The organism is Thermostichus sp. OS-CIW-30 (assembly GCF_054060215.1).
Window position 1 is genome coordinate 21,188 of sequence record NZ_JBSSCZ010000008.1, and the last position, 13,761, is coordinate 34,948.

The window sequence follows — 13,761 nt, forward strand, 5'->3', positions numbered from 1 at the left end:
ATTTTCCGCATTTCTTGAGGCATCTCCCGCAGCTCCTCTTGGGCTTGATCCGTGCAGCGCTCGATGGCGCGGGTGCGCCTGTCAAAGCCGGCGACGGTCAAGTTTTTGGATCCCTCTCTGGATCAACCTGGCCAGAACCAGAGGGGAGGCTGTCTGGGTTTAAAATAGCGGGGCTGCAGACTTTCCCACCAAGCGCTCATGAACTCGCCCAGCTTACTCTGGCCGGATCCCGACGGGATCCCAGTGCCCTCTCAACCGGGGATCCTTGGCATTTTGGCTTCCGGCAATGGCAGCAATTTCGAAGCTATTGCCCAAGCCATTGAGGCTGGGGAACTGCAGGCCCAGATTGCTGTGGTCATCACCAACAACCCCAAAGCCTACGTGCGGCAGCGGGCCCAAAAGCGAGGGATCCCTTGCGTCTTGCTCGACCACCGAGACTACCCCTGTCGCGAAGACCTGGATGCAGCTATCCTCCAAGTGCTCTGGCAGCATCACGTGGAATGGGTGATCATGGCCGGGTGGATGCGCCTGGTTACCCAGGTGTTGTTGTCCGCCTACCCGGATCGCGTCCTGAACCTGCATCCTAGCCTGCTGCCCAGCTTCAAGGGCCTGCGTGCCGTTGAACAAGCCCTGAAGTGCGGTGTGAAAATCGCCGGCTGCACTGTCCATCGGGTCACCCTGGAAATGGACAGTGGCCCCATCGTGGCCCAAGCAGCCGTGCCGGTTCTGCCCGAAGATACCGTGGAATCCCTTTACCGGCGCATCCAGGCCCAGGAGCACCGCCTCTACCCACTGGCCATCCGCCTCTGCCTGGCAGAGGGATCCCTGCTACCCAAGTCTTCGGGGAAGCTGCACAATTGAGGTTAAGTCCAACGCTGGCGCATCCCATGGCCGAGATCCCGCCTCTCCTCGTCTTCGATAGCCCGGTGATCCTGGCCGGTCGTCTGGCTCTATGGCAGGAGTGGGCACGGTTTGGGGTGTGTGTGCTGCCACAGGCAGTGATGGCCGAGTTGGAACGCCTGACCCGGCAGGCTATTGATCCCCAAGAAGAATCGACAGCCCGCGAGTTTTTGCGCCACTGGCCCAGTCTAGGGTTTGCCGTCTCAGAAGCCCGTGCCCTGGTGGGTGGTGCTGGTGCCGGCGATCAGTCCATGAGGGTACGTTTGGAAGAAGCGATTGCCGAATGCGCCTATGCCCTGGCCCAGCAGCAGCCGGGAACGCTGGTGGTTTTGGTCAGCAACGACCGGCCTTTGGTGGGGCGAATTCAGGGTCTGGGTCTCAACAACCTCTGTGCCATCTCTCTGGCAGAGCTGAACCGGTGGATGCGTCAGCAGCAGCGCCCTCAGGCTGTGGTTATGGCTTTGAATCGGTTACCAGGGCCACCCATTCCTGCCGCCCAGTTGACGTCCTCTACCCTCGCTCCACCTGCCCGTCCCTTGAGTTCCTCTCCAGCTTCCGGGAACCCCCCCGCCCAGGCGCGGCAGCGGTCTGGAGCTGCTCAGGTGGGGCCGAGTACAGCCCGCCTCTGGCCCTTTTTGAAAAGCCTACAGAATGCCCTTGCGTTGTTGCTGGCCCTGGTTTTCCTCTCGGCAACCGGGTTGCTGGCCTGGCGCCTGCTCGATCCAGAAGGAAGTGAAGGGATCTGGCAGCGGCTACCTCTCTCTCGGATCCCTTGGATTCGGGATCTATAGCCAGTTATTCCGAACCAACTTAAGACCCTTTCCGGTCTTCAGCCGGCCGCAGTCATTTTATAGTCGTTTCAGTTATTTCAGGTTAGGGTGAGACTCCTGGGCTGCTGATCGCGCCAGCGGGACGGAGTCCTTGAAAAGCCCTCTGGCCCTGTGCATTTAACGTTTGTTTTAGTGTTGTTTTAGGTGTGAGTGCAGTGTCCTAGTTAGAATGAAACGACCGTAATGAGGAATGAAACTGTTCCGTCGCATTGCCTAGGGGTGGTCGCGGAAGCGGCGTGGAAGGCTTGGGCGGCACCGCTGAGCAGTTGGGAAGCGTCTTAACCTAACTTGAAATGACTACAATGGGATCGACTCCAGCTCTTCTCCCAAGATGGGATCCCTGAAATACAAAGTTTGCTGCCAACCAGGATGAATTGGGTTTTGGCGCAGGTCAGCAGTGACGGGATGGCCAAAGTTACTGCTCAGCAATCGTAACGTTAAAGCCCTTATTTTTCAGGGTTTCCGCATGATAGCGGGCATACTCCAGTTGCTTAAATGCTGCCAACTGCACAAACTTCTGGCCATTCACATCTTTGACAAAGGCCCCATCAGAAACTTCTCGAGCACGTGCCAAGCTCTCATCTCCCGAGTAGGTAGTGAGCACCAAGAAGGTTCCCTCGCCGCGGTTCGGCCCCAGAGAGTCTACGCTGTTGTCGCTTAGGGGCACCACGTTCTGGGATCCCGCAGAAGTAGGCGATGAAGGTTGGGACGGGCGCTCCAGGCTGGCTGCCAACTGCTCCACCGTTTGCAAGCTGGGGGGAGAGGGTTCCTTGGAAGCCAAGGCCAAGTCGGTCTGCAGGCTGTCCAGCAGGTTAGGAACGCCTTGAAGAGGATCCACCTGTACGTCCTTCAAGTCCGGGGTGGCCGTCAAGCCCAGCGCCAGCCGATCCGGATCCAAGCCACCGGAATAGAACTCCTCTCCCACCTGCCCTTCCACCGGTTCCAGTGGGATCAGGGGCAACTGGGCCAAATCCAGCTGGGCAGGGATCCCTTCTTCCGCCCTGCTGGCAGCACTTTGGGGCAGGGACAGTTCTTCCGGCCAGATCAGCCAGCGCACCCCAAAGCCAATCCCCGCGCAGGAAAGCACCCACAGCAGCAAGACCCAGAGGGGCGAAAAGGCCCCGGAGGGCCGCGGCATCTCTTCCTCTTCCAAGTCTTCCACCACCTCTTGAATGAGTACAGGTGAAGGGCGCTGTACAGAGCTGGTATTCCCAAGCTGACCTGCTCGTGGGGGCGGGACAGAGTCCATGCGCTGCAAACGCTGCCAGAGGCGGAATCGCTCCAGTTCTTTCAGCACATCCAAATGCAGATGGCTCAGCGCCTCCTGAAGAGCAAGTTGAGGAACTGGATGTGAATGGGACTGCTGTGCCGGAGACAGGGGTTGGGTAGGGTCTGGGGGAAGCGGAGAAGGACTCATAGACAGCCCACACTCAACTTGATGTAAAGTCGGAGAGCAAACAATGCCGATCCACTGTTACAGCCGGAAACAGCCTAACAGGAGAACCCACCTTGGGAACAAGGATTGCCAGCGCCCCATACCTTGCCATAAACCACCATGCCACAGGGCTATGGCAGTCTTCTAGGGCTTTGCCTCCAGATAGAGGGCACGCACATCTGTCGGTAGGTTCTGAAGCAAGATCTGACGGGCAGAGGCAACGATGGCATCCACATCTTCTGGAGCAAGGTAGTATCCGTCAGCCTTGAGTTGGTCGGCAATGCGAACCGGTGACCAGCCAAAGCGATCCCGCAGCAGCAGAATGAAGCGCAGATCTCCCGGCAGGGTATCCAAACCAGCAGTCAAATAACAGGCCAGTGCCGGTGAAAGAGAGGACTTCGCCCCGCCTCTGGTGGAGTCGAGACTGCAAGAAGCTTGAGGGTGGGTGGGGATCCCATCCAAGGATTGGATCAGCTCACGGGTTTGCTCCGCCAGCCAGGGTCGCAGCACAGGATCCCCTTCGCCAGCCGCTTCTTCCACAAGGCTGTGGACATCTAGGCGCTGTAGGCGCGGGTAAAGCCGCAACCAAACCTGCTCTCGATAGGCAGCCCACTGCTCGGGCGGCAGATGTTCGGCAAGGATCCCGTCCACCCACTTGCAGTAGCGGCAAAACAGGCCGATGAAGTAGCGCGCCACCTCCGGCTGCCGTTGAAAGGCCCGCAGCAACTCCAGATCGCTGTAATGGGCCACCCCCCGCACGATAGGGGCGTTGCATTCCGGCCAAAAGGCGGTAGCTTCGGGCATGAGAATTTCTCCCGCAGAAAAATCCCTAGCTATTCTCCAGGATCTCCCGGCAGGCGGATAACAACTGCTCCTGCTCCGGCAGGGTGCGCAGGCCAATGCGCAGGTAGCGATCTCCCAGCTCGGGAAAACTCAGGCAATCCCGCACCAGAATCCGGTGCCGCTGCAGCAGCGCCCGCTGAATTTGCGTGGCAGAGCCAGGGCAGCGCACCAACACAAAATTGGCTTGACCAGGCCAGGGATCCCAGCCGGGCAGTGCTTGCAAACCCCTGAACAAATGCTCTCGGGCCACGGGTAGCCAGGCCAAGGTGCGCCGGCGGAAGTCCTCATCGGCCAAAGCTGCCGCCACTGCCACTCCCGCCAATCCGTTGACGCTCCAGGGATCCCGCCACTGTCGCCAGCGCTGCCAGTGATCCGGGTGCCCCACCGCAAAGCCAATGCGCAAGCCGGGCAGTGTGAAGAACTTGGTGAGGGAACGGATGACGATGGTGTTGGGGTGAGCCGCCAGGTGGGGGATCAAGGTTTGGCTGCGGGGCATTGCCGACGGGCTGGAGTTTAAGCTCAGGGTGGGCTCCCCCGGCAAAAAGTCCATAAAAGCCTCGTCCACCACCACCTGGTTGAACTGGGGCAGGAGAGGCAGGATGTCTTGCTGCGGGATGAGCTGGCCCGTCGGGTTGTGGGGGTTGTTCAGCCAGAGCACTCGGCTCCCTTTGCCTGCCGCCGGAAGGGGTTCCTGCAGAAGGGTAAAACCGGCGGATCCCTGGCCGGGGAAAAAAGGCAGCGGCTTGATGGTTACCCCTGCTGCCCGCAGAGCCCGCGCATAATCCCCAAAAGCAGGCTGGGGCAGCCATACCTCCCGCCCTTGCGCATCCCGGGCTGCCCAGGTGAGCAACTCCGCTGCCCCATTGCCCACAAAGATCCACTCAGGATCGACGGCCCAATGGTTGGCCAAACAGATGCGCAAGTCCCGATAGTCGGGATCCGGGTAGCGGCTGATTACAACCGGGTCTGCTGCAGACAGCGCCTGAGTCAGAGCTTGCAAGACCGATTCCGGTGGGCCCAGCGGATTCAAGCTGGCCGAAAAATCCAGAATCTCCTGGGGAGAGCAGCCAGCGATTGCTGCTCCCCAAGCCCAATTGCCACCATGTCGAGGCTGCTCCACGCCCTACCCAGCAGCCGAGTCCCAACCCGGCGAAATTAAGATTTCCCCCCTGCTACTGCTTCGCGGAATGACTTGCCCGCCGTAAAAGTGGGGACGATGCTCTCTGGGATCACCATTTTTTGGTTGGTTTTCGGGTTGCGACCTTCCCGCTCTTTGCGCTTGCGAGCCTCAAAGGAGCCGAAGCCCACCAGGGTCACCTTCCCCTTGGGTTCACCGTTTTCATCGCGGGATGCGACCTCTTCGACAATGATCTCCAGTGCGGCGGAAATGACAGCCTCCGCTTCTTTTTTGGTTACATTGGCGCGATGAGCGACGGCATCAACAAGTTCTGCCTTGTTCATCCTGATCTCCTTTTGAGTTAGGCAATAAAGTTAGAGCGTTCCCTGGATCGCGGATTCGCTCAGGCGTTGCAGAGCGGCCACGGCCCAGAGTGTTCTCAGTGTGTGGGAGCGGGGCTTGCCCTGCAATGCGCCAAGGCGCCACTGGCGCGAATGGCAGGATTGTGGCAGTTGAGCTCCAAATCACTGACATATTCTACAGCTAAGTTAGGGCAGAAGCCTGCTGGGCAAGGGGTTTTAGGGGATCTTAACGCAATTTTCTGGGAGACAAGAGACTGCATATACCCAGTTGGCTCGGATCCGACAGAAAGCTAGGGCTCACGACTCGGGTCGGAAGTAGGCCCGCATCACCTCTCGAAAGATGGGAGCGGCCCGTGATCCACCCCCACCGCCGCTGTTTTCCAGAAAGACCACGACCACCAATTCGGGCCGGTCGTAGGGAGCATAGCCAACATACCAAGCGTGGGATCGCCGCGGCGGATCCTCTGCGGTGCCGGTTTTACCAGCCGTTGGGGGAAATCCTGGCCCCAGGTTGGCGTTGCCGCCGGTGCCGTAAACCACGACATCTCGCAGCCCCTGCTGCAGGATCTCCAGGGTGGCAGGGGAAAGACCTACCTTTTGGCGCAGCGGCACAGGGCTTTCCGGGATCACCTGGTGCGAGAGCAAGGGGCGCACCCGCCAGCCCCCATTGGCCACTGCCGCCGTTACCACCGCCATTTGCAGCGGCGTAGCGGTAATAAATCCCTGGCCGATGGACATGTTGACCGTGTCGCCCACATACCAGGGCTCGCGCCAGTGGCGCTGCTTCCACTCAGCATCCGGCACCAGACCCGCGGCTTCCCCTTTGAGGCCAATCCCGGTCAGTTGTCCCAACCCAAAGCGGCGCGACCATTCTTGCAAAGGGGCAGCCTTGGTGCCGAGGGCGATTTGGTAGAAAAAGGTGTCGCTGCTGTAGGCCATCGCCTGCCGGTAGTTCAGCCGCCCGAAGCCGGCCCGGTTCCAGTCCCAAAAGCGCCACCCTCCCACCTGGATGTAGGGGCCGGTCTGCAGCACCGTATTCGGGGGAAAGGCTCCCGACTCAATCCCGGCAGCGGTGGTGATGATTTTGTAGGTGCTGGCGGGGGGATAGGGCCGCAGGCCGCGGTTGAGGAAGGGAAAATCCTGCTGCTGCAGGCTCTCCCACTGGGCTTGGGTGATGCGGCTGGAAAAGAGGTTGGGATCAAAGGTGGGATAGCTGGCCATGGCCAGGATCGAGCCATCGCTGGGATCCATGGCGATCACCGCTCCTTTTTGCTGGCCGAGGGCCCGCTCTGCCGCCTGCTGCAGCCGCACATCCAAAGTGAGCTGCAGGGTGTTGCCCGGTTGGGGCGCTTGTTCCCCCAGCACCCGCAGCACCTCTCCCATGGCGTCCACCTCCACCTGTCGCCCGCCCCATTGGCCGCGCAGATGGTTCTCGAACAATTCCTCCACTCCCATCAGGCCAACGATATCCCCCAGGCGATAGCTAGGGTCGGCCCGCAGTTGCTCTAGGGGGATCTCGCCGGTGTAGCCCAGCAGGTGAGCGGCCAAGTCGCCGTGGGGATAAAACCGCGCCGTCTCCGCCTCCACCATCACCCCCGGCAGCTCGCGGCTCATCTCCTCCAGTTGAATGACCACCTGGGGGCTGGCGTTGCGCAGGATGCGCACGGGAAACGGGGAACGATATCCGGCCTGTTCCAGTTTCTGGGCGATCTCCTCGGGGGCCATGTTCAAGTATTCTGCCAACTTGGGGATCATCTCCTGCCAGCGCTGCCGCGACTGCACCAGAGGCCAGAGGAAGACCGAGTGGGACAATCGGCTGCTCGCCAGCAATACGCCGTTGCGATCCACAATGCGTCCGCGTTCTGGCGGCTGGGGCAACAGGCGAATGCGGTTGGTATCGGCCAGCTGGCGGTAATACTGGGTGCGCGCCAACTGCAGGTAGGCCAGACGGGATCCCAGCCCTCCAAACAGCAGCAGACTGGTCAGCAAGAGCAAGACAACGGCCCGATAGCCCTGCCCCACCGTTTTGGCCGATGCGGATCCCAGCCAGCGAGGGCTACCGCCGTCCGGCGGGGGTGGGGGAAGTACCCGGCGGGGGGCAGGCGGTCTGGAATGGGGGGAGAACAGGGCTTGCGGATCCCGTCCTGCCAAGGTGTGGGGGCTTCGCGCGGCGTTGCTGACGGGGTAGAGTTTGGCCATGAAATTGCCAGAAGAATTGCAACCGATACACCCAAAATCGAGAGGAGATGCCCGCTCTCGGGCAGGCAGTCTCAGCATCCATCCAGTATCCCTGGCTGCGGCAAGCCTCGTCCAGGAGTGGCAGCGTGGATAGAGCAGAACAACAACGGCTGCGCCAGGCTGCCTGGCTGATGGTGGGCAATGGCCTGCGCCTGGGGTTGTCCGGGGCCTATTTCATCCTGTTGGCCCGTCTGTTGGGGCCGGAAGCCTTCGGGGTTTTCTCTGCCATCTTGGCCTGCAGCAACCTGGCCGCCCCGTTTGGCTATTTGGGCCAATCGGAACTGCTGATCCAGCGCCTCAGCCGGCAGGGATCCCCGACTTGCACCCAGGGGGTTGGCCCCAGCTTATGGCTGGCGGGATTGGGCTGTGGGGGGATGGCGCTGGTGTTGTGGCCCCTCTTGAGCGTTTGGCTGGCCGGGACGCCGGCAGCGGTGGTGGGGGTATTGCTCTTGAGCGATCTGCTGTTCATCGCGGTGCCAGAGGTGTACAGGGGGATCCTGATCGGGAGAGAGCAGGTTGCCGGCGTAGCCCTCATCGACACGGGCATGGCGCTGGGGCGATTGGGGGCAGTATTGCTGGCGGTGGCCTTAGGCTGGGGATCCCTGGTGCAATGGGCTGTTCTGTACGGCCTGATGGTGTTGGTCGTGCTGCTGCTGATCGCGAGGGGGATGGGGCGGTGGAGCGAGCCTTCTCCCCCCTTGGCCCTGAGCTGGCGAGATCTGCGGGAACGGCTGATAGCGGGCTGGGACTTTGCGGTGGGGCTGGCCGCGGTGAAAACCTTCACCGATTTGGATAAGCTGCTCTTGCCCCGTTTGGCCTCAGCAGCGGCGGGGGGTCTTTACAGCGCTGCCTATCGGGTGATCAACTTCTCGCAAACGCCGATGATCGCCCTGCTCACCAGCCATTTTGCCGAGCTGTGCCGCCAAGGGCAGAAGGGCCTTCCGCAAGGCTGGCGCTACGCCTGGCAGCTTTTCCCTTGGGTGGTGGGCTACGGCAGTTTGGCTGCTCTGGGGCTGGCCCTGGGATCCTACGGAATCCCTTGGGTGCTGGGATCGGCTTACCGGGAAACGGCCCTCATCCTGCGCTGGCTCAGCCCGGTCATTTTGCTGGAAGGGATCCACCTTTTGCTGTCTCACCTGCTCACCGGGGCAGGGTTGCAAAGGCCCCGCAGCCGTCTGCAACTGATGGCTCTGGGGCTGAATGGGCTTTTGAATGCGGTTTGGATCCCAAGGTGGGGTTGGCAGGGGGCGGCCCTAGCGACCTTGCTGTCGGAGGTGGCCTTGGTGCTGGCTTTGCTGCTGTTGATTGGGGGGCGATTGCACGCTCTGCAGAGATCTGGGCCTAGGGAGCCTTAACAATTTTGTAGGTGGCTTTGGCATCGGGGCCAAAGGTGATCACATCCCCCGACTTGAGCTGGTGGGTGGTCAATTTCTGGCCGTTGATCAACAAGCCATTGGTGCTGGGGCGACCTTCCAGATCCCCATCCAAAATGCGGTAGCAATATTCTCCCTCTCGCTCGGCGGGAATCCGCAGCAGCATGGCGTGGTAGCGGGAGGCATACTGAGAGTTGAGACAGATGTCGTTCGCCAAGTCCCGACCGATGAAGTATTTGGCGGATCCCAGCACCTGGGTACGGCGGCCATCTCGGTCTTCCACGATCAAGATGTGCTGGTGGGTACCGGAAGGAGAAGGCACAGATTCAACCATACTTCCGCTGTCAATACCAGTGTTTAACCGTACCTCAAACTATACCGAAGTTTAGCCTTCTTCCTGCTATCGCTGGGTCTGCAGAATCGCTCATCCAGCGCCCCAGAACTCTCGACCGATCCAGTGGGCTAGCGAGGAACATTCTGGAGCAATGAGCCGACCCATCCGGGGAAGAGGGTGTAAGCTCCTACCGCCCATTGGGCCATGCCCACCACCACCTCTGACTTGGACTGGCGAGCGGCATCCCAAATGGCTTCGGCAACTTCTTCCGGCTGGCTGACCCAAAAACTCTCCAGCGCCTGTTGCATTTGCTCACGGGCTTTGCCACCTGAGGTTTGGGCTTGGCTGTCGGGAGAGGACGCTGGCCCCACCTCATCCAGAAAAATGGCTCGCTTGAGGAAATTGCTGCTGACGATGCCCGGATGGACGCCGATCACCTGGATCCCTTGGGGTTGCAGTTCCAGACGCAGCGCTTCTGTCAGCCCACTGACCGCGTACTTGCTGGCACAATAGGCGCTCATCTGGGGCAGGGGCATTTTGCCGCCAATGGATCCCACGTTGATGATCTGACCTTTTTTGCGCTTCAACATGTCGGGGAGCACGGCTCGAATGGTGTGGAGGTAGCCCCAAAAATTGACCGCCATCAGAGCCTGCCAGTGCTCCGGGGTGGTTTGCAAAAAAGGGCCACTCATGCAGATGCCGGCGTTGTTGATCAGGCAGTCGATGCGGCCATAGCGTTCCAGAGTTTTCTCCACCAGGTTTTGCACCTGTTCTGGCTGCGTGACATCGGTGGGAACGGCCAAGACCTCGGCATTTAGGCTTTGCTCTAGGTCGATGGCCGTTTGCTTCAGGGTTTCGGCAGTGCGGGCAGCCAGCGCCAATCGGTAACCCCCACGGGCAAAGGTAAAGGCAGTAGCTCTGCCGATGCCTTCAGAAGCGCCTGTAATTAAAACAACATCGGCCATCCTGCTTCTCCGTAAATCTGGACTGGGATCCTTCTACCTGTTGTAGCTTCTCCGAGAGTTAGGGATCCCTGCTTGGCTGAGGGCTTAAGATACTGAACGATAGCGAAGATAAGGTTTATGGCCTCTACCTACTCATTTGACATCGTCAGCGATTTCGATCGGCAGGAACTGGTGAACGCTGTGGATCAAGCCCGACGGGAGATCAAACAGCGCTACGACCTCAAGGATACTCAGACGGAAATTGAGCTGGAGGAGGGATCCCTGACCATCACCACCGCCAACGACATGGCCCTCAACTCCATTCGGGATCTGCTTCTTACCAAAGCGGCCAAGCGGGGTCTATCCCTGAAGATCTTCGACTTCCAACCCCCAGAGAGCGCCGGCGGCAACCGAGTGCGCCAGGTGGTTCACCTGAAAAAGGGCATTGATGCCACGCTGGCCAAACAGATCGCCAAGCAAATCCGCGACAACTTTAAGAAGGTGCAGCCCGCCATTCAAGGGGATCTGGTGCGCGTTTCCGGCAAGGATAAAGACGAGCTACAGGCGGTCATTCAAATGCTTAGGCAGCAGGACTACCCGGTGGCGCTGCAATTTGTCAACTATCGATAGGGATCCTCTGGGCTTCCGTATCTTTCCCCTCAACCCCTCTTGCAAGATTAGAGATCTCAGGATCTGTGAAATGTTGGGTTTAATGGCTGCTGGAAATGGTGATGGCCTACGCTCCTCAAAGCTTGAGTTTTCGGCCAATTGGGATAGGGGGCTCTGGTGAGAAATCTTGTGAAAGTAACCGTCGGAATCAAGCCAGCAAGTCTCTGAGAATCTCATTGGAAAATAGCCAGCCATCGGGCGGAATCAGCCGTAGCCGGCCTGCCTCACAACTGGCCCATCCCTTCTCAAAATAGGGATCCAGCCTCTCCAAAGCTTGCTCGACCTTTGGGTGGCCAAAACGCTCCTGTAAATGGCACAAATCCAGACCTTCCTTTAGACGCAACCCCAACATCAAAGTATCCATCCAAACTTCCTCTGGGGATGCTTCAGGAGGGAGGGGGTAGACTCCAGCTTTCACCTGCTCAAAGTAGTGGTAAAGGGTTTTGGGTTGCTGAATGCGCCGTCCCCCCTCGTAGCCGACGGATCCCATGCCAAAGCCAAAGTAAGGGCGATTTTCCCAGTACACTCGGTTGTGGCGACAGGCGTAGCCGGGGCGGGCAAAATTGGAGATTTCGTAGTGGATGTAGCCCGCTTCGGTGAGCAGCTCCCGCGCCATTAGGTACATGGCAACTGTGGTTTCCTCGCTGGGCAAAGGTGCTGCTCCCGGTCGGTACATCCGACCAAAGCGGGTTCCCGGTTCAATCGTCAGATCATAGACGGAGACATGGGTGGGGTTAATCTCAAGAACAGCTCGTAGAGACTGCTGCCAGTGTTCCAAAGTCTGGTAGGGCAGCCCAAAGATCAAATCCAGGTTGAAATTCTCAAAGCCCGCCGCCTGCAAGTCGGCCACGGCTTCGTAAACTTCCTCCACTCCATGCAGGCGACCACAAGCGGCCAGCAGCTCTGGCTGAAATGCCTGTACCCCTAAGCTGATGCGGTTGACCCCCAGCTCCCGGTAGCCCGCCAACTGCTCCCGCGTCAGGGTGCCGGGGTTGGCCTCCAGAGAAATCTCGCAGTCGGGATGAAACGGGATCCTCTCCCTCAATTGAGTCAAGATCCGCCCCAGTTGCTCCACCGTCAGCAGAGAAGGGGTGCCACCCCCGAAAAAAATGCTGGTCAACGGTCTGGGATCCCCGGCCAGATGGCGGTAGCGGTAGGCGCCGCCGATCTCCCGGCAGAGCATCTGCACGTAGGTTTCCATCAACTTGCGGGTGCCCAGGCCGGTGGCAAAATCACAGTAGTGGCAGCGTTGCCGACAAAAAGGGATGTGCAGGTAAGCCGCCTCAGGCCAATCAACCTGGTCGCGACAGGGTTGCGGAGCAGTACCGGTCGGAGTGGGATCGTGCGAAGCAATTGCCACAGCCATGAGTCAGCTCAAACGGGTTAGAACCACTATACTGATAGACTCCGAAACTCCTCACGAGGAGGGATCCCATGGGAGCTGTGCGCCTGGCGGTAATCGACTATGAGGCGGGAAATCTGCATTCGGCTTGCAAAGGGCTGGAGCGGGCCGGAGCTGAGGTGCAGCTAGTAACAGAGCCAACTGGACTAGCGGCTTTTGACGGCATTGTCCTGCCCGGCGATGGGGCCTTTGACCCAGCCATGCAGCAGCTGCGGGCGCGGGGCTTTGGGAAAGCGATCCGGGAAGCTGTGGAGCGGCAACAGCCTTTTTTAGGCATTTGCCTTGGGCTGCAAGTTTTGTTCGAAAGCAGCGAAGAGGGAACAGAGCCAGGGCTGAGCATTGTGCCTGGACGGGTGCAGCGCTTTCGGCCAGAGGCGGGCCTGCGCATCCCTCACATGGGCTGGAACCAGTTGCACCTTACCCAACCCCAATCGCCTCTTTGGGCAGGGATCCCGAATCAAAGCTGGGTTTACTTTGTCCACTCCTACCACGCAGTGCCCAATGACCCAAGCTGGGTGGCTGCTACCACCCAACACGGCAGCCAAACCTGTGTAGCCGCTATTGCCCGCGGCACCTTGTTTGCTACCCAATTTCACCCCGAAAAGTCGGGCCCTGTTGGCTTGCAGATGTTGCAAAACTTTGTCGAGTTTGCTGCCCGTTGCTCCCTTTTATCTGCTCCCAGAGCTTAGTGCCCCATGAACTACTGGCTGATGAAATCTGAGCCCAGCGTTTACAGCATCTGGGATCTGCAGCGGGAAGGCCAAACCCTCTGGGATGGCGTGCGCAACTACCAAGCCCGCAACTATCTAAAAGCCATGCAGGTGGGGGATCGCGCCTTTTTCTACCACTCCAACGCCAACCCCCCTGGTATTGCTGGCCTGATGGCAATCCTAGAAACCCAGGTGGTGGATCCCAGCCAGTTTGATCCGACCAGCCCCTACTACGATCCCAAGTCCACTCCAGCAGATCCCCGGTGGTACACGGTGCGGGTGCAATTTTTGGCTGCTTTTGAAAGAGTGATCCCTTTGGCCAAATTGCGGGCCACCTTCACCCCAGAGGAGCTGGAGGTGGTGCGGCGGGGCACACGCCTGTCGGTGATACCTGTGGCTGCAGAGGTTGCGGAGCGCTTGCTCTCACTGGCAAACCTCTCCTCTTGATCTGGGGTAAGCTTCCCGACGGTCTCGCCCGACCATTTCCTCTCCGAGGCAGCTAGCCTCTACAGCGCCGACTCTGTTTTGCTGCCAATTTGACCTAAAACAAACATAAAGAGATTCAAAAAATAGGAAACTGGGCATTCAACGCCTGCCTAGGCTT

At 59.5% G+C, this 13,761-nt stretch carries 15 protein-coding genes; 6 read left to right on the plus strand and 9 right to left on the minus strand.

Annotation, left to right across the window (positions count from 1 at the left end):
* The first annotated feature begins 198 nt into the window (after positions 1 to 198).
* Both purN and ACVWZF_RS04700 read left to right on the plus strand, forming a co-directional pair.
* On the plus strand, positions 199 to 861 hold the full coding sequence (gene purN, locus ACVWZF_RS04695; protein ID WP_011432536.1) for a phosphoribosylglycinamide formyltransferase: 663 nt from the start codon (positions 199 to 201) through the stop codon (positions 859 to 861).
* A 26-nt stretch (positions 862 to 887) separates the two neighbouring features.
* On the plus strand, positions 888 to 1,691 hold the full coding sequence (locus ACVWZF_RS04700; protein WP_414343432.1) for a PIN domain-containing protein: 804 nt from the start codon (positions 888 to 890) through the stop codon (positions 1,689 to 1,691).
* Between the two features lie 336 nt (positions 1,692 to 2,027).
* Here ACVWZF_RS04700 and ACVWZF_RS04705 read toward each other — a convergent pair whose 3' ends face one another.
* The 6 genes from ACVWZF_RS04705 to mrdA all read right to left on the minus strand — a co-directional run bounded on the left by ACVWZF_RS04705 (position 2,028) and on the right by mrdA (position 7,764).
* Positions 2,028 to 2,159: a hypothetical protein gene (locus tag ACVWZF_RS04705; protein ID WP_414373289.1), complete on the minus strand. Its 132-nt coding sequence runs from the start codon at positions 2,157 to 2,159 to the stop codon at positions 2,028 to 2,030.
* Positions 2,146 to 3,027 carry a hypothetical protein gene (locus tag ACVWZF_RS04710; protein WP_414424117.1) on the minus strand — a complete coding sequence of 294 codons (882 nt, stop codon included), beginning with the start codon at positions 3,025 to 3,027 and terminating at the stop codon, positions 2,146 to 2,148. Before ACVWZF_RS04710 ends, ACVWZF_RS04705 begins: the two co-directional genes overlap by 14 nt.
* Before the next feature lie 282 nt (positions 3,028 to 3,309).
* Positions 3,310 to 3,969, minus strand: a complete 660-nt coding sequence (locus tag ACVWZF_RS04715) for a hypothetical protein (RefSeq protein WP_457392621.1) — start codon at positions 3,967 to 3,969, stop codon at positions 3,310 to 3,312.
* Between the two features lie 25 nt (positions 3,970 to 3,994).
* Complete coding sequence (gene cobD / locus ACVWZF_RS04720; RefSeq protein WP_457395125.1) at positions 3,995 to 5,128, minus strand: threonine-phosphate decarboxylase CobD; 1,134 nt, start codon at positions 5,126 to 5,128, stop codon at positions 3,995 to 3,997.
* A 35-nt stretch (positions 5,129 to 5,163) separates the two neighbouring features.
* The gene (locus ACVWZF_RS04725; protein WP_414332065.1) at positions 5,164 to 5,469 is read right to left on the minus strand and encodes an HU family DNA-binding protein; all 306 of its coding nucleotides are present in this window, start codon (positions 5,467 to 5,469) and stop codon (positions 5,164 to 5,166) included.
* Between the two features lie 315 nt (positions 5,470 to 5,784).
* Entirely contained in the window at positions 5,785 to 7,764 is a 1,980-nt protein-coding gene (gene mrdA, locus ACVWZF_RS04730) for a penicillin-binding protein 2 (RefSeq protein ID WP_457395122.1), read from the minus strand.
* Positions 7,765 to 7,811: 47 nt separating this feature from the next.
* Between mrdA and ACVWZF_RS04735 the strand changes: the two genes are divergently transcribed.
* Positions 7,812 to 9,080 (plus strand): lipopolysaccharide biosynthesis protein, encoded by a 1,269-nt coding sequence (locus ACVWZF_RS04735; protein WP_457395119.1) that lies wholly within the window; start codon positions 7,812 to 7,814, stop codon positions 9,078 to 9,080.
* Here ACVWZF_RS04735 and ACVWZF_RS04740 read toward each other — a convergent pair.
* The gene (locus tag ACVWZF_RS04740; protein ID WP_011432528.1) at positions 9,067 to 9,432 is read right to left on the minus strand and encodes an FHA domain-containing protein; all 366 of its coding nucleotides are present in this window, start codon (positions 9,430 to 9,432) and stop codon (positions 9,067 to 9,069) included. The genes ACVWZF_RS04735 and ACVWZF_RS04740 overlap by 14 nt on opposite strands.
* A 128-nt stretch (positions 9,433 to 9,560) precedes the next feature.
* Positions 9,561 to 10,397 carry an SDR family oxidoreductase gene (locus ACVWZF_RS04745; RefSeq protein ID WP_457395116.1) on the minus strand — a complete coding sequence of 279 codons (837 nt, stop codon included), beginning with the start codon at positions 10,395 to 10,397 and terminating at the stop codon, positions 9,561 to 9,563.
* A gap of 117 nt (positions 10,398 to 10,514) precedes the next feature.
* Here ACVWZF_RS04745 and ACVWZF_RS04750 point away from each other — a divergent pair, with 117 nt between their 5' ends.
* The gene (locus ACVWZF_RS04750; protein ID WP_011432526.1) at positions 10,515 to 11,006 is read left to right on the plus strand and encodes a YajQ family cyclic di-GMP-binding protein; all 492 of its coding nucleotides are present in this window, start codon (positions 10,515 to 10,517) and stop codon (positions 11,004 to 11,006) included.
* 187 nt (positions 11,007 to 11,193) lie between these two features.
* Here ACVWZF_RS04750 and hemW read toward each other — a convergent pair whose 3' ends face one another.
* Positions 11,194 to 12,411: a radical SAM family heme chaperone HemW gene (gene hemW, locus ACVWZF_RS04755; protein WP_457410984.1), complete on the minus strand. Its 1,218-nt coding sequence runs from the start codon at positions 12,409 to 12,411 to the stop codon at positions 11,194 to 11,196.
* Between the two features lie 68 nt (positions 12,412 to 12,479).
* Here hemW and hisH point away from each other — a divergent pair, with 68 nt between their 5' ends.
* Entirely contained in the window at positions 12,480 to 13,136 is a 657-nt protein-coding gene (gene hisH / locus ACVWZF_RS04760; RefSeq protein ID WP_457395110.1) for an imidazole glycerol phosphate synthase subunit HisH, read from the plus strand.
* 6 nt (positions 13,137 to 13,142) lie between these two features.
* Positions 13,143 to 13,604 carry an EVE domain-containing protein gene (locus ACVWZF_RS04765; RefSeq protein WP_457395107.1) on the plus strand — a complete coding sequence of 154 codons (462 nt, stop codon included), beginning with the start codon at positions 13,143 to 13,145 and terminating at the stop codon, positions 13,602 to 13,604.
* Positions 13,605 to 13,761: the final 157 nt, after the last annotated feature.